Here is a 15,078-nt window from a genome sequence, read left to right as displayed (position 1 = left end):
TGAGCCGGTTCCCCGGCGGGTGACTCTGAGCAGCTGCTGACCTTCTTGATCACCAAGCCGCCGCACGCGTACAAGATCCGCCACCGTCACAGCCTGACCGACACGACGCCGCCCGACCGACACGCCGGACGGCGGGTCAACCACCACCGTGAACGTTTCTGGTCACGGCACAGCCGCACCCGGCCAGGGGCTTCGGGTCAGGTCCGCTTGCGGCTCGCGATCTCGTCAGCGAGTTGCTGTACACGGGCCGGGTCCGCGTCCCGGGCAAGGGCGACGTAGTGGTCCATGACGGCCGGCCGGTAGCGCACGGGCAACGTCTGTCCCGGGGCGAGTCGGGTGAGCTCGGTGATCGTGAGGTCTTCGTCGGCGATACCGCGGAACGAGATGCCGTCGGCGGTCTCCACGTCGAACATCAGGACCACGCGAGGGTTGCTGTTCACCTCCCGCCAGTCGACGAGAACACCGAGCGCAAGCGCCCCCGTACGCAGTTCCGCATTGCGCTTCCGTGCATCGCCGCTCAGGAGCGGGTTCGGGGCGACGCCGGGGAAGTCGGGCCCGACGCCGAGCGACTCCCGACTCAGGTCGGGCCTGAGCTGCCCCATCATATCGTCGAGCTTCTTCTTCCAACCGAACACCCTGACCCACTCCCCCACACCGGTGCCGGAATCTCAGCCTGACGCTTCGCCACCACCGCGATCATACGTCGCCGACCAATCCCTTCCGGCCCGAGCGTCCCGCCGGTTTCAGGAGCATCCCCTCGAACGACGCCCACTGGGCATCCGAGAGCAACTGAAAAACGACGGGGCCAGAGTTCAAGCCAGAACACTGAACCTCTGTCAGACACGCCCTGGGCGTCGAACACTCCCGTGCACAGGCCCGCATCCACGATGTCCCCGGTCGGGGAAAACTCCGTCCTCGGCTGTCGGCGCATGAGTCAGGAGTGGTAAACGCCAAGCGCAGGCGGGTAAGCACGTCTCTCGGCCACCCACGTCGGTCTGGTGGTGGGCTGGTACGGCGCAATCGTTCTCTGCCTCGCGCCAGTCGGCGGAATCCTGATCGACCGCCTCGGCTCCCGCCGGTCCCTGATTGTCTTCTACCTGGTGGAAGCCACCGTCGTCGGCTCGCTGGCATTCGTCGACTCGTTTGTTTCCACACTGCTGGCCGTCTCGGGGATCGCGCTGGGCAGTTCGGCGATCCGGGCGGGGCAGGCCACCCTCCTCACCTCAGTCACGGACGGCGGGCAAAGGCAGCGCGTCTTCGGCCTGGAATTCGCGTTGCTCAATCTCGGTCTCGGTCTGGGCGGGCTCATCGCCGGGATGATCGTCGACACTTCCCGGCTTGTCACCTTTCAGGCCGTCTATCTCCTGGCCACGTTGACGTAAACGGCTCCGATGTTGATCCTGATCAGTCACCGGCGGTGGGACGCCGGGTCGTCGCCGGGCCACGCCCAGGGACGACGCACACCCGCCCGGCAGGCTATCTCGCCGTCCTGCGGGACCGGACCGGTGATCAGCCCGATCCGCCGGTGGCCGAGCGCCACCAGGTGCGCCACGGCCAGCATCTCGACGTACTCGTCCTGGGTGATTTCGCCTGCGGTCTGGGTGCAGGGCACTGGGGTGAACCCGCTCTGCGCCAGGTTCGACTCGATGACCTGCGTGAAGGCGGGGAAGATCGGGTTCTTGGGCTCCGGCACCACCAGGCCGACAGGGCCGGCGCTGCGCTTGCGTAGCCGGGCGGGGCGCTCGTAGCCGAGTACGTCGAGGGCGGTCAGGACGGCCCCTCGGGTCTCCGTGGCCACGCCGGGGCGGTCGTTGAGCACCCGCGACACCGTGGCCTCGCCGACTTCGACCTGCAGGGCGATGTCGGACAGGCGAGCGCGCATGGCGGTCGACTCCTCCGTTGACAGTATCGTTCGCGACGCCATACGTTTAACATGTTGGTTAAGTGAGAGGGCTTTCGATGGTAGCCACCGATCAACTCAGCGCGGTGTTCTCGGCGCTCGCCGATCCCACCCGACGGGCGATCATCGCCGAGTTGGCCGCACGCGACGCCACGGTCACCGAGCTCACCGCTCCTCTGTCGATCTCGATGCCGGCGGTGTCCCGGCACCTGAAGGTCCTTGAGCGCGCCGCGCTCATCTCGCGGTCGCGGTCGGGTAAGTGGCGCGCGAGCCACCTCGAGGCTGCCCCGCTGCGCGAGGCGGCCGACTGGATCGAGCGCTACCGGCGTTTGTGGGACTCGTCCCTCACCCGCCTCGACGCCCACCTCGCTGCTGTGCAGGCCGCTGAGCGGGCGACGGACCGGACGGCCGACGACCATAAGGAGATGGAATGAGAACGACGACACCGCAGCTGGCGATCTCGCGTGTGTTCGACGCGCCGCGGAAGCTCGTCTACCGCGCCTTCACCGATCCCGAGCACCTGGCGGCGTGGTGGGGCCCGATCGGGAACTCACTGCCGCGCGACGAGATCGAGTTCGACGTGCGCCCCGGCGGCTTTCAACGGTGGACCGAGGTCAACGCCTCCGACCCCGGCCTTCGCGTCCACGTCCACGTCGACCTCACCGACGTCGTCGACGGCGAGTTGATCGACGGGATCATGCGCGTCAGCGGGCGGCTGCAGGAGGGCGTCGAGCCGTTCGAGACGAGACTGCGGATCGAGTTCCACGACGAGGCGGACGGTCGGACGCGACTCGCGATCCGCCAGTGGCTCCCCGAACATCTGGCGCGGCCGAGCGAGGAGGGCTGGCGTCAAGCGTTCACCAAGCTGGACGCCGACCTGCTGAATGTGCAGCTGATCCCTGAGAGGTAGAGGTATGGCAAAGCTGATCTACATGAACAACATGTCGCTCGATGGCTACATGGAGGACGAACGTGGCGCCTTCGCCTGGTTCCCCATCGACGACGAAGTGTTCGCGTTCCAAACCGAACTCGTACGGCCTGTAGGCACGTTTCTCTACGGGCGGCGCCTGTACGAGGCGATGGCTGTCTGGGAGACCGACCCCGCTCTGGCGGCGAAGTCGGACCTCATGGCCGGCTTCGCCAGCGCCTGGCAGGCGGCGAGCAAAATCGTCTACTCCACCACCCTCACCGCGGTGTCGACTGCCGACACCCGAATCGAACGCCGTTTCGACCCGTCCGCCGTCCGCGGACTGAAGGCCGCAGCCAGCAGCGACCTGATGGTCGGAGGCGCCAACCTCGCGGCACAGGCCTTCGATGCCGGGCTGATCGACGAGTGCGAACTGTTCATCCTGCCCATCGTCGTCGGTGGGGGTAGACCAGGGCTGCCGACCGGCATGCGCGCCGAGCTTGAGCTCATCGAGGAGCGCCGGTTCCGAAACGGCGTCGTACACCTCCGCTACCGCCCCCTCGGACAGTGAACGACAAGCCCTTCCGGTCGTCGGGGTCTGCTGCACCGGTAGGTGACAGTTGCAGTCACGCGGCCTGACTGGCCGGTGGGGTCATGATGATCTCGTACTCGATAGGGGTCAACCGGGACAGGGATCGTCGGCGTCGTCGGCGTCGTCGGCGGTGGTGGTAGGCCCGTTCGATCCAGGTCACGATCGCGGTCCTGAGTTACTGGCCGGGCAGGGGGCGAAGAGGGTCGACCCGGCGGTCGTGAAGGTGCCGACGCTGCCGGAGTACCAGGTGATGCCCCAGGTCGTCGTGCCGGTGCTGCCCTCGCAGTAGAACTGCGAGGCACCGGACTCGCAGGAGGGTGCCGGGGCGGCGGCGAGGGCCGGGGTAGCAGCGGCGGCGAGGCTCAGCCGCGACGCCCTGGGCCTGGCTCACGTACGGGTAGCGAGCGGACCAGGCTGGCGTCTGTCCGGATCGGTGGCTCGTGTCCCACCGCGATCGGATCGTGGCCGACTCGGGCGTACGAACCGCACCCCCGAGTCGGCGCAACGATCGGCAGCCCGTTACCGCCGGTCGGGCTTGACATCCACCTCTGTTCTCTGTCAGGCGGGCACGAACTGCCACTGCTGGTTGGTGCCGCCGTTGGCGGTCCACTGCACGACCTGCGCTCCGTCACTGGTCGAGGCGCCGGAGACGTCGGCTGCCAGTCCGCTGCTGCGGCTGACGATGGTGTAGTAGCCGTCACCGGTGGGCCGCAGGTACCACATCTGGTTGGTGCCGCCGTTCGCCGACCACTGCTGCAGTTGCAGGCCCTGCGTGCTGCTGCCACCGTTGACGTCGAGCATCTTTCCGGAGGTGGTGTAGCGCAGCGTGTAGGCGTCCTGTGTGGTGCTGATCGTCCAGGTGGGGGTGCCGCTCTGCTGGACGGTCTTGGCGCCGTCGGCGGTGGAGTTACCGACGATGGCCAGGGGTTTGCCGCTGTTGCGGTTGACGATGCGGTAGGTGCCCGGTGCGGGCCCGGTCCCGCTGCCTCCGGCGAGGTTGAAGTACTCCACCGCGTCGGTGAAGACGGGGCTACCGGACTTCGTGGTCGACAGCTGCAGGTACACGCGGCTGCCGGTGGCGGGGGTGGTGAAGGACACCGGCTGGGTGACCCGTGAGCCGAGCGGGACGGTCAGGGTCGTGCTGCCGGACGCGACGACCGCGCCGGTCGGGCTGTCGAGCCGGGCGGTCCAGGTGAAGCCCACCGACGTGTCGACGAAGTCGTCGTTGAACACGGTGATGTTGCGGGTCACCGTGGCGTTGCGGGCATAGCTGGGCACCGCCTGCGGCAGCGGGAAGGTGCCGTTCGAGTCCGAATTGCCGGAGGCCGACCAGAAGGGGAGGTCGACCGCGGCCACCGGGTTGAACGCCGCCTGCACGCGCTGGATCTGCGGGTTGCTCCAGGGGTCGGGCAGGTTGTCCGCGCCGTAGATGGGGTGACCGCCCTCCTCCGGGGTGAAGTCGGTGCTCCGCACGCCGGGCACGACGCTGGCCCAGGCGGACAGCAGCGTGTACGGACGCAGGTCGGTGGCGCCCTTGCCGCGCTTGGCCAGGGTTGCCGTGGCGAACCACTCGAAGCCCTGCTTGTTGTTGCATGCCGGCCAGATGTACTCGCCCTCGCCGTCGGGCCGCCCGTTCACGGTGATCAGGCCCTCCCCGTACCTGCCGAAGCCGTCGACGTAGTGCGGGATCACCGCGAAGTTGGCGTACGTCATCCCGGGATACAGGCTGACATTCCCGCCGACACCCACCTCGGCGATGATCGGCCGGGTTCCGTCGGCGCCGTTCATTGCCGCGTACAGCTCCTTCTCGAACTGTTCGGAATCCTGGCCGCTCTGGTTCGGCTCGTTGTTCTGACTCCAGCGGATGATCGCGGGGTGGTTGCGGTCGCGCAGGACCAGCGCACGGGCGTGGTTGACCATGTTGTCGTGCCCGACGGGCTCCTTCCACTCCTGCGAGGATTGGGAGCCGCGAATCGCGACCTCGTCGATGATCATCAGGCCCATCTCGTCGGCGACATCCAACATGTACGGGCTTCCGGGCTCCTGGTGGATGCGCACCACGTTGTAGTTCAGCCGCTGGTAGTTGTCCACCGCCTGCGGCCAGCCGCCGTTGCCGGACGACGGGGGCAGGAAGCCGGGCAGGGTGTGGTACGCGTCGCCCTTGCCGCCGTTGTTGATCCGGTCATAGTCGGCACCCTGGAGGTTGTCGCCGCGGAAGTTCACGCGCACGCCGTTGAGGTAGTAGTAGTCACCGTTCTGGGTGGCCTCCCGGAACCCGAACCGGTACTCGGCGTCGCTCGTCCGGCCGTCGTCGGTGACGGCATGCACCGTCAGCCCGTGCAGCTGCGCCCGGTACCCCGACCGGTACGGCACGTTGGGCCACCAGTACGAGGTGCTGTCGAGGTTCCACGCGACCGGCCCGACGGTCACGGTCGCGGTCGAGCGGGCCGCCACGGTGACCGTACGGCTGGGCAGTTCCGGGTAGCTGAAAGCCGTTCCGTTCTTGGACGCCAGCGACCCGGTCAGCGTCACCGACCGGGAACTGCCCGACGTGTTCCGCACCGTCACGTCGTAGGTCAGCGTCTTGTTCGCCACCGACGTACGCACGAACGTGTCGCTGACGTACACGGCCGGGTACACCCGAAGGAACGCGGACCCGAAGATCCCCTGGGGGACCGCCTCGGACCACGTGGCGGCGTCGGGCACCAGGTACCGGCCGTTGGATGCCTTCAACGCGCCGCGGCCCTTCACGTTCACCGTGATCGTGTGGGTGGTGCCGGGCGCCGCGTAGGCGCTGATGTCGAAGTTCGACGGGGTGAACGCCGTCGTCTGGGTGGCGACCACCCGGCCGTCGACCGACAAGGTCGCCTGGTGGTTGACGGCGCCGAACTCGATCCAGGCCGACTGCGGCTGCCCCGAGTCCGGCACGGTGATGCTGCGCGAGTACACCGCCTCGTTCACGGTGGTGAAGCCCTGTTTGTACCAGCCGCCACCGGGCACCGCGATCGTGGTCGCCGCCCGACCCGCGGGCGTGAAGCCCCAGGTCCCGCTCAGGTCGACCGAGGCGATCGCGGCGTTCCCGGCCGCCACACCGTCAGCACCGGCGGCCGCCACGGCCCCCGGCGCGCCCGGCGCGGCCAGGGCAGGCCGGGGGTTCGCCAGGGGCAGGCCGCCCAGCGTCAGGGTCAGGCCGAGCGCCACGGTCGCGGCAAGCCCCCTGGCCGACGCCGACAACCGGCCACCCCAGTGGACGTTCTTACGATGCACGGTAACCTCCTGTGACTCATCCGCCCGCTACGCAACACCGGTTCAGGGCGCAGCCTTCAAGGCCGATACTCGAACCGATTCGACAAATCTGCCGGCGTCGCCGACCACCCGGGAGGGATGGCTGCAGCCCGGATACATAGATATGTATTAATGCGTGTAGCGGGCGTGAAGTCAAGGTTTCAAGACGGTTACTTCCTGCTCCTGACGCCATGCAGGTGTCGACCGGCCGCCGGTGAGTGCGACCCTTCCGGAGTGCCAGGGCATCGCGCTCAGGGCATTCCGTGTCGCCGGCCCACCGACGCTGCACCGGTCGGGCAGCGAACCGATTCGCCGCTACGGCGCCCGACCTCGTGGGCACGTCGTAGGCATGGACAGCGCTGCGGTCCTCGGCGAAGTCGGCGGGCGGCCCGGCCTGACTTGTTCGGTTCGAAAGTGGGGTTAGGGTGTGGCGAGGAACGCGCTTCGCCAGCCTCAGGGGCGGGTTGCGAGACCTTGGTGGCGATTGTCTGATTGCGTAGACATGACAGCGCAATCATACAGGACTATGGCCGGCGACGGGAGGTGCCGTGACGCGACTGGCGAGGCCGGGTGGAAGCCCCCCGACGCCGCGCAGCGTGGACGTCGCGCGGCTGGCCGGCGTCTCCCAGAAGACGGTGTCCAGGGTCCTCAACGACGAGCCGTATGTCTCGGCCGACGTACGCCGGCGGGTCCTGGACGCCGCCGAGGAGCTCGGCTACCGGCGCAACCAGGCGGCCCGGGCGCTGGCCTCCGGGCGGACCCGGTCGATCGGCGTGGTGACGCTCGGCAGCGCCTTGTACGGGCCGGCGTCGTGGCTCATCGGCATCGAGCGCGCGGTCCGGAAGGTGGGCTACACGCTGCGGGTGGCCACCACGATCGAGGGCGACCCGGGCGGCATCGCAAGCGCCCTGGCGTCGCTGCTGGACCAGGGCGTGGACGGCGTCGTCATCTCCGAGCCGATCGACGAGGGCGTCGGCGTCATCAGCGTGGACGTGCCGGTCCTGGTCCTCGGCGCGCCGCCCACCTTCACCGCGCCGCAGGTGGTGACCGCCAGGGTCGGCGCGGGCCGGCTCGCGCGGGCCGCGACCGAGCACCTGCTGGAGTTGGGGCACGCGACCGTCCATCACCTGGCCGGTCCGCAGCGGTGGTATTCGGCACAGGACCGTCTCGCCGGCTGGCGCGAGGCGCTGCGAGCCCACGGCGCGGACGAGCCGCCGGTCGTCGAGGGCGACTGGTCGGCCGCGTCCGGCTACGCGGCGGGCCGGGAACTGGCCGGCGACGGCACCGTGACCGCGGTGTTCGCCGCGAACGACGACATGGCGATCGGTCTCATCCGCGCGCAGCTCGAGGCCGGGCGCCGGGTGCCCGAGGACGTCAGCGTCGTCGGGTTCGACGACATCCCGGTCGCCGCCTACGTCACTCCCCCGCTCACCACCCTGCGGCAGCCGTTCGACCAGGTCGCGCGGCAGGGCCTCGCGCTGCTGGTACAGGTCATCGAGAAGCCGGACGTCGAGCTTCCACCGGCGGCCGACCAACCGGTCGAGCTCGTCGTCCGCGCCTCGACGGCGCCACCACCGCCCCGGCCGATCCCGGGACGTGGCCGCCGAGCGATCCCCCATGCCCACGGTGGCCCGCACGGTCAGCCCGCCGGGGGCGAAGTCCCCTCCACCCAGCCCTGATCAGGGTCGATCTGTCCCCCTAAGGCGGCACGTCAGCCGAGGCCCGCACCGCCCGCCGCTGACGAGCGGCGGTGGCACCCGCGCGGACGCGCACCTCTCTCGATACCCCCTGTCCCCGGCGCGCCGGTCCCCCTGCCCTTTGGGTGGCAGTTCAGCATGGCCACATCGTCCCCACAGTTCCCGGTAAGCCACCGAACCTTGCTCGCCGCGGCCGGAGCGGTGTCGTTGAGTGCCGCGCTGGCCGCGTGCGGCGGCGACGGGAAGGGCGGCGCGGCACCTCAGCCGTCGCGGCGGTGAGCCAGACCGACATCGACAAGGCGATGTCGGCCGCGACCGGGCTGACGTTCTGGGCCCGGGTTCCGGACATCGCGCAAGAGGTGGCGCTGTTCGAGCAGAAGTACCCGGCCGTCAAGGTCAAGGTGGTCAACGGTCATCGCGGTCAGCTCCTCGTCGCGGATCGATCGGGTGCTGGCGGGGCGGGTCTCGGCGGCGTAGTAGGTCGACGGTGCGATCTGCGCCGGCGTGTCGTGCAGCGCCCGCAGGACCGGCTGGACACCGTGTTCGGCCTTCCGGGAGTCGACGAAGTCGACCCTCATCGCGACGGACGGTCCAACTCCGCCGCGATGAAACTCGCTGCCGACTTCAGGATCTGTATGTCCTCAAAGACCGCATGATGCTTGGGTTACGCAGCGGTCCGTGAACTCAGTCAATCCGGCAACCGGCGCGAGCAGCCCTTCGGCGTCCGCGAGGAGCACCCACCGGCTTCCCGAACGGCTTGAATCGCCTCGCCAACCGGTTCGGTGGCTCGTAGGGACCACAGTCGCTCGAGGGTGACAGAGCATGCTTTGATGATATATTTGCGTGTGTTGATCGACTGGTCGAGCGAGTTCGACGGTTGGCTGGCTGAAGCTGACTGAACTCGAACGCCGAGCAGCCGACGGGCATGGTCGGGCAGACGGGCAGTTCGACCCTGTCAGTGCGATGTTGGACTACCTGCAAGACCTCAAGGAGTCGCCGACGGACGACACAGACCCTCAATAGTGGGCGGCAGTCCCGCATGTACCTGGTCTGGCAGGTCTCGCACCCGTTCCGAAAGGTACGACCGACCGCCTGAATCGTGTGGTTCCCGCCCGACGCCCCGCCGGTGATCGTCTTGTTCGGCAACGACAAGGCCCAGATGGGTGATGTGTTCTACAACAGCGTCGGCAGCCGCGCCGACCAGGTAATCGCGGCCTACCTCAGGCGAACCGACGGAGGCGACGTTGACTAGCCAGTCCACCCGGCCCGAACCCACCACATTCGTCGGCGCCGACGCCGCGCGAGCGCGCATCGCACGCCCACGATTGCGACGCCGCGCCGCCCAGCGGGCCGACGCTATCCGCGCCGAGATGGCCGAAGCCGACCGGCTTTACGCCGAAAACCTGGCGGCCATACGCAAGGCAGCGGACCTTGCTCAGGTCGAGCCGGCCAAGGCCATGGGGGTGGCGCAGTCGGAGATCAGCCGCGTCGAGAGTCGCCTGACATGCTGCTCTCAACGCTTGCCAGCGATCTCGCCGCCGCAGGCGATCGGCCACGCGTCGTCGCCACCATCGCCGGGCACGACATCGAAGTAGACCTCACTCCGCGGATCGTGGACTATAACATTAGCGGCGCAAATCAGACAGGAGGTTTCTCTGATGACAATCGTGACGAACGCTCACGGCGAAGCGATGGCTGATGCGGTCAGCGCCGAGGCTGCCGGTGGGGATCTCCTCGCTCGGGTGCCCGATGCGCCTGCGGTTGATGCGCCGGCCACGGCGACGCAACTCGTCGGCCACCAGTGGTGAGCCGTGCGAGCCGCGGCGCTCGGCGTGGATGGCGCGGATCTTCGCCGGCCAACTCGTCGTCGACCTCGGCACGCCGCGCTCGGGCTGGCTGGGCGGCCAGCCACTCGTAGTAGCCCTGCCGACGCTTCACCGCCAGGACGCGGCACAGCCGCGCGACGCCGCGTCCAGAGCTGAACCGGTAGGCGGTGGATCAGCGACCCATCTCTTTGCACAATAGGCGGCTGCCTTGCGGAGAATGTCCTTCTCCATCTCCAGTTCGGCCACCCTCGTACGCAGCCGGCGTAGCTCCTCGCGCTCGCTGGCGCCGACCTCCTCCTTGCTGTCACGGCGGCCCGCGCTGCTCTGCTCGGCACGCTTGGCAGCGTTGACTCAACCACACACGGCCTCATGGTTCACGCCTAGCTCTCGGTCGATCTCACCCATCGTTCCGGTGACAAGCGGACCAACTCGACCGCGTCCCGGCAGAATTGCTCGGGGCACTTCGACAGACGGGGCACCAGGACGTCCTTCCCCCAGAGCATTGTCTGGGCTCAGGGTGCCCGACCCAGAGGGGGAACCTCAATCTACGCGTTTCGCCTGGCCAGACACTGTCACACCACCGAAGCCACCCGAGGGACCAGCCGGAGCATGATCAGGTCCTTCATCATCCTCGGATCACACCACAATCTTGAAACCCTCACCTTGTCGGACGGGACAGCGACACCCATACGCTGCAGCAGAAATCACCAACATGAATGGGTGATGTGGCGAACCACGGTTGAAACAGTCCTGAATCGAAGGAGGTGCCACTGTCGCGGATCACCGGCTGATTTCGGGGGACCGCAGCGCGCTACTCGCCGCTGTCTGCTCATCACCGGCAACCGGGCCGCCCCTTTCCCTGCTCCGTGGCGTACGCCGATCCGGCTGCCCGACTAATGCACCGGCCGTTCCGCCGGGCTGTCCGTGACCGAACTTATCTTTGGGAGAAATCGCGATGCGGGTTCGATCTCCGAATGTGTGGGTGGGGCGTAAAGCCGAGTTGTCGGCGCTGCACCACGTGATCGACCAGGTGCGCGGCGGCGTCGGAGGCATGCTGTGGGTGGAAGGTGACCCGGGGATCGGCAAGTCGTCCCTGCTCGCCGTGGGGCTGGATATCGCTCGAGAGCGGGGTTGCGAGGTCCTGTGGGCTACAGCCGATCTTCTCGGACGGTCGCTCCCGCTGCGTCTGATGATGGACTGCTTGCAGGTGCGGTCCAACTCGCCAGACCCACGCCGGGCGCGGATCGCCGACCTCGTGCTCCTGCGCCGTCCGGGCCTGATGGCCGGTGTGGACACTGCCCAAGCGGCCGCCGCCGAGTTGCTCATGGAGTTGGTCGAGGAGTCTTGCGCCGCGAAGAACACAGTTCTGGTGCTGGACGATCTGCACTGGGCTGACGACGTCTCGTTGATGTTGATGCATCGCCTCATGTCGATCGCGGCTGAACTTCCCTTGTCGCTTGTCTTCGCAAGTCGGCCGGATCCCCGCCGGCCGCTGCTGCGACAGTTGCGGACGGCGATGCGGGACAACCGTGGGGCCGAGCTGAGGCTTGGCCCGCTGCAGGCGCCAGAGGTCGCCGACCTCGTCGCAGGCATGGTCGGCGCGCCACCGGGCCGCGGCCTCACCAAGGTCACGGCGCAGGCGCTGGGTAACCCTCTGTTTCTCTGTGAGCTGGTCGACGCGTTACGGCGAGAGGGGCTCATACGGGTGGCGGCCGGTACGGCCGACGTGCCGGACGCGGCAGTGGGAATCACCCTCGGCAATGCGCTGAGCAGCCGGTTGACTGACGTTCCTGCGGGTACGGCCGACCTGGTGCGTCTGGCGGCGTTGCTGGGCACGGAGTTCACGGTGACAGATCTGGCAGTGCTCGTCGGCCTGCCGGCCATCGATTTGACCGCGGACGTCGAGCGGGCCATGGACGCCGGGATCCTTGTGCCGGCGGACCGTCGGATGGCGTTTCGGCATCCGCTGATTCACCAGGCGATCTACCATGGGCTGCCGTTGGCGATACGGACGGCGTTACATCGCGACGCGGCACGGGCACTGGCGGCGAACGGTGCCACGTCCGTACAGGTGGCGCAACAGCTGCTGACGGCGGATCTGCCCAATGATCCGTGGTCTCGGAACTGGCTGTTCCGGGAGGCGAACGCGCTGACGGTGGAGGCACCGGGCCTCGCCGCCGAGCTTCTCCGTAAACAGCTGCGCCACGGCGTCGACGCCGACGGCGCGCGGCCGGCCCTGCTGGTCGCCCTGGCATGGGTCCTGATGAGACTCGGCGAGCATGAGGAGGCGGAGGAATGTGCACGTCAGGCACTGGCCATCGCCCCCGACCCCGAAGATCAGGGTCGCATGTTCTGGGTCCTCGCCCGCTCCCGGTTCAGCGGCGGGCAGAACGACGCCGCGGCGGCGGCCCTCAGCCAGGCACTGCTGGGCCACGATCTGCCACCGGTCTGGCGTGGGCGGCTGCTGGCGTCCCTGGCGATGTTCCAGCGCGCCGGGGTAGGCGCGATCGGACTGGCTGAGGCCACCGCCCGCGAGGCTCTGGCCGTCGGCGAGGCCGCCGCCGACGCCTTCACGATCGCCTACGCCCTGACGAGTTTGTCGATCATCCATTCGGTGCGCCGGAAGCATGCGGACGCCCTCGCGTGCGCCGACCGAGCGATCGAGGTTCTCGGGCTTTCCGACGAACACGCCGACTTGCGCGCCTTGCTGATGCACGGACGGATCTTCTCGCTGCAGAGCCTGAGCCGGTGGTCAGCGGCCGAGACCACCCTCCGGGAACTGGGCGGCGAGAGAGCCGGCCACGTCGCGCCCGGCGTCACCGCAGCGGTCCTGATGTACTGGACCGGTCGGTGGGACGACGCCCTCGCTGAGCTCGGCGAGGGCGACCGGAGCTTGGCCGCGGCCACCTACCACGGTCTGCGAGAGCGCGGCCCCGCCCTGTTGCTCCACGGGGTCGCCGCGCTTATCGCCGCCCACCAGCACAACGCGCGGGACACGGCGACGCATATCCAGGCCGGGCTGAAGTATCCGGTCTCTACCATTGCCGACCGGGAGAACAGGGATTTCCTGGTCGCCGCGCAGTCGTTGCGGGCGGAGCAGGATGGCGACCTGGAGCGAGCGACGTCACTTCTCACCGCGTTGCTGGACCGGCGGCCTGGCGAGATGACGCTGAGCCACCAGTGGCTACCCGATCTGGTCCGGCTCTCGCTGGCCGTCGACGACCACGCGGCGCTCGCCGCAGCCCTCACCGCCTGCCGATCGGAGGCGGAGGCAGAGGCGCCGAGGGCACGGGCTGGCGCTGCCTACGACCGATGTCGCGGTCTGGCCGAGGTCGACCCCGTTCCGCTGCGCGAAGCGGAGTCGCACTATCGGACGTCGGGCGCATTGATCGAGCTCGCCGGCACTCTGGAAGACCTCGCCGTGGTCCTCGCCAGGTGCGGGGACACTACCGGCGCCCGGCGCGCGGCCAGTGAGGCGATCGATCTTTTCGCGAGTTTCGGTGCCCATTGGGACATCCGCCGGGCAGAGTCGCGTCTGCGTGGTGCCGGCATTCGCCGTGGTGTCCGTGGCCGCAGACCTGTTCGCCCGCAGCGGGGGTGGGGGGCGCTGACCCCGACCGAGATCGAGATCGCCCACCTGGTTACGGAGGCCCATTCGACAGCCGACATCGCACGGGCCATGTTTCTCTCCCCCCGCACGGTACAGACCCACGTATCGCACATCCTCACCAAGCTGGAGCTGCGAAGCCGCGCGGAGATCGCGGGGGAAAGCAGGCGGCGTGAGCCCGCCGAGCCACCGGAGGATGCGTCAGTTGACAGATGTCTCTCGCCTGCTGGATTGAAAGACTCAACACCGCCAACTGAGGAGGCTCCGTGAAGGTACCGAACTCGGCGGTCAGTGGGTGCGCGGCCGAAGCCGGAGGTTCCGGATCGCGTGAGGAGAAGATCATGCATGTTCAGCAGGGGGCACGTGCGGCAGCGAACACCCTCAGCGCGGCCGAGGTTCGGACACACCCCTGGTGTGGGCCCCTGGACCGGGTACCACAGCGTTATCGGGGACCGCATCGGTTGAGCGCCGGAGGCTGGCAGAACTTTGTCGATCGGCTGGAGCGCCGGGAGGAGATGGCCGTCGTCCGAGCGGCCCTGACGGGTAACCATCAGGTCCTCGACGTGGGCGGTGGAACTGGGGAGATCACCCGTGCCGTCGCAGGCGACCTCGGTCGATGCGTCACCGTCGAGCCGCACGTCAACCGTGTCGAGCGGCTGCGACTGGGCCTGGGCAGCACCGACGTGGGTGAACTGGAGGTCCATCCCGGACGGGCGGAGGCTCTGCCCTTCTCGGACGGCACCTTCGACGCGGTGTTCTCCGCCTGGGTATTGCCCTACGTCGACAATCCGGTCAAGGCCGTGCGGGAGATCGCCCGGGTGTGCGACCCCACGCATGGCGAGGCCAAAGTGGTGCTCATCGGGGGATCGCCGGACAACGAGGTGGTAGCCCTACTCAACGAGGTCTGCGTGCCGATCGCCGGGGAATCCCACGATCACCAGGGCTATCTGCTCGCGACCGCGGCCCAGACGCTGTCCGAACATGGTTTCGGCCGGCTCTCTCTGAGCCGCACCGAAGCCGCCCTGCATTTCACGGAACCGAGTCTGGCTGAGCGGATCCGCGCAGCCGCGGACCTGCTGGTGAATTTCTGGTACGACGGACATCCGCGTGCCGCCGACATGCGGGAGGCTCTCGTGCCGGCCCTCAACCGCCATTTCGCCCGACGACCGCATGCCATCGGGGATCAAGGGCTGGTCCTCGTCGCCCGGCCTGGGGAGTCCGCTTGACCGCCGATCCAGAGACTGGAGGAAGCGGCTTGTGGCCC

The 15,078-nt window shown here is 68.3% G+C and carries 13 protein-coding genes and 2 pseudogenes; 11 read left to right on the top strand and 4 right to left on the bottom strand.

Annotation, left to right across the window (positions count from 1 at the left end; all coding sequences use genetic code 11):
* Positions 1 to 197 precede the first annotated feature (197 nt).
* The gene (locus OHQ87_RS05260) at positions 198 to 635 is read right to left on the bottom strand and encodes a hypothetical protein (RefSeq protein ID WP_328345450.1); all 438 of its coding nucleotides are present in this window, start codon (positions 633 to 635) and stop codon (positions 198 to 200) included.
* Positions 636 to 986: 351 nt separating this feature from the next.
* Between OHQ87_RS05260 and OHQ87_RS05255 the strand changes: the two are divergent.
* Positions 987 to 1,382 (top strand): annotated as a pseudogene (locus OHQ87_RS05255) (MFS transporter); the annotation flags it as partial.
* Positions 1,383 to 1,498: 116 nt separating this feature from the next.
* On the opposite strand, the pseudogene OHQ87_RS05250 reads toward OHQ87_RS05255, so the two are convergent.
* A pseudogene (locus OHQ87_RS05250) lies at positions 1,499 to 1,882 on the bottom strand (LacI family DNA-binding transcriptional regulator); the annotation flags it as partial.
* Between the two features lie 77 nt (positions 1,883 to 1,959).
* Between OHQ87_RS05250 and OHQ87_RS05245 the strand changes: the two are divergent.
* From OHQ87_RS05245 to OHQ87_RS05235, 3 genes are read left to right on the top strand one after another with little or no spacing between them, the layout of a single operon-like run.
* Entirely contained in the window at positions 1,960 to 2,334 is a 375-nt protein-coding gene (locus tag OHQ87_RS05245; protein WP_328345448.1) for an ArsR/SmtB family transcription factor, read from the top strand.
* Positions 2,331 to 2,810, top strand: a complete 480-nt coding sequence (locus OHQ87_RS05240) for an SRPBCC family protein (RefSeq protein ID WP_328345446.1) — start codon at positions 2,331 to 2,333, stop codon at positions 2,808 to 2,810. Before OHQ87_RS05245 ends, OHQ87_RS05240 begins: the two co-directional genes overlap by 4 nt.
* A gap of 4 nt (positions 2,811 to 2,814) precedes the next feature.
* Positions 2,815 to 3,378 carry a dihydrofolate reductase family protein gene (locus OHQ87_RS05235; protein WP_328345444.1) on the top strand — a complete coding sequence of 188 codons (564 nt, stop codon included), beginning with the start codon at positions 2,815 to 2,817 and terminating at the stop codon, positions 3,376 to 3,378.
* Positions 3,379 to 3,433: 55 nt separating this feature from the next.
* Here OHQ87_RS05235 and OHQ87_RS05230 read toward each other — a convergent pair whose 3' ends face one another.
* Together OHQ87_RS05230 and OHQ87_RS05225 are read right to left on the bottom strand one after the other, a co-directional pair.
* On the bottom strand, positions 3,434 to 3,559 hold the full coding sequence (locus OHQ87_RS05230) for a hypothetical protein (RefSeq protein WP_442930683.1): 126 nt from the start codon (positions 3,557 to 3,559) through the stop codon (positions 3,434 to 3,436).
* A 398-nt stretch (positions 3,560 to 3,957) separates the two neighbouring features.
* Complete coding sequence (locus OHQ87_RS05225) at positions 3,958 to 6,666, bottom strand: RICIN domain-containing protein (protein ID WP_328345442.1); 2,709 nt, start codon at positions 6,664 to 6,666, stop codon at positions 3,958 to 3,960.
* A gap of 614 nt (positions 6,667 to 7,280) precedes the next feature.
* Here OHQ87_RS05225 and OHQ87_RS05220 point away from each other — a divergent pair.
* From OHQ87_RS05220 to OHQ87_RS05190, 7 genes are all read left to right on the top strand, one after another.
* Positions 7,281 to 8,363 carry a LacI family DNA-binding transcriptional regulator gene (locus OHQ87_RS05220; RefSeq protein WP_328345440.1) on the top strand — a complete coding sequence of 361 codons (1,083 nt, stop codon included), beginning with the start codon at positions 7,281 to 7,283 and terminating at the stop codon, positions 8,361 to 8,363.
* Positions 8,364 to 8,656: 293 nt separating this feature from the next.
* Positions 8,657 to 9,037, top strand: coding sequence for a hypothetical protein (locus OHQ87_RS05215; RefSeq protein WP_328345436.1), 381 nt, complete (start codon positions 8,657 to 8,659; stop codon positions 9,035 to 9,037).
* Between the two features lie 470 nt (positions 9,038 to 9,507).
* Complete coding sequence (locus OHQ87_RS05210) at positions 9,508 to 9,633, top strand: hypothetical protein (RefSeq protein WP_328345434.1); 126 nt, start codon at positions 9,508 to 9,510, stop codon at positions 9,631 to 9,633.
* Positions 9,626 to 9,976 (top strand): helix-turn-helix transcriptional regulator, encoded by a 351-nt coding sequence (locus OHQ87_RS05205; RefSeq protein ID WP_328345432.1) that lies wholly within the window; start codon positions 9,626 to 9,628, stop codon positions 9,974 to 9,976. Before OHQ87_RS05210 ends, OHQ87_RS05205 begins: the two co-directional genes overlap by 8 nt.
* Before the next feature lie 63 nt (positions 9,977 to 10,039).
* Positions 10,040 to 10,189 carry a hypothetical protein gene (locus OHQ87_RS05200; protein WP_328345430.1) on the top strand — a complete coding sequence of 50 codons (150 nt, stop codon included), beginning with the start codon at positions 10,040 to 10,042 and terminating at the stop codon, positions 10,187 to 10,189.
* Between the two features lie 1,000 nt (positions 10,190 to 11,189).
* Positions 11,190 to 14,084 (top strand): helix-turn-helix transcriptional regulator, encoded by a 2,895-nt coding sequence (locus OHQ87_RS05195; protein WP_328345429.1) that lies wholly within the window; start codon positions 11,190 to 11,192, stop codon positions 14,082 to 14,084.
* The gene (locus OHQ87_RS05190; RefSeq protein ID WP_328345427.1) at positions 14,081 to 15,040 is read left to right on the top strand and encodes a class I SAM-dependent methyltransferase; all 960 of its coding nucleotides are present in this window, start codon (positions 14,081 to 14,083) and stop codon (positions 15,038 to 15,040) included. Before OHQ87_RS05195 ends, OHQ87_RS05190 begins: the two co-directional genes overlap by 4 nt.
* Positions 15,041 to 15,078 lie beyond the last annotated feature (38 nt).

The organism is Micromonospora sp. NBC_00421, from assembly GCF_036017915.1.
Lineage (GTDB): Bacteria > Actinomycetota > Actinomycetes > Mycobacteriales > Micromonosporaceae > Micromonospora.
This window is presented reverse-complemented; position numbering and strand designations above follow the sequence as displayed.

Bases quoted from the DNA above. Each gene is read 5' to 3' on its own strand.
- OHQ87_RS05245 (WP_328345448.1), top strand. From the start codon at position 1,960: ATGGTAGCCACCGATCAACTCAGCGCGGTGTTCTCGGCGCTCGCCGAT.
- OHQ87_RS05240 (WP_328345446.1), top strand. From the start codon at position 2,331: ATGAGAACGACGACACCGCAGCTGGCGATCTCGCGTGTGTTCGACGCG.
- OHQ87_RS05235 (WP_328345444.1), top strand. From the start codon at position 2,815: ATGGCAAAGCTGATCTACATGAACAACATGTCGCTCGATGGCTACATG.
- OHQ87_RS05200 (WP_328345430.1), top strand. From the start codon at position 10,040: ATGACAATCGTGACGAACGCTCACGGCGAAGCGATGGCTGATGCGGTC.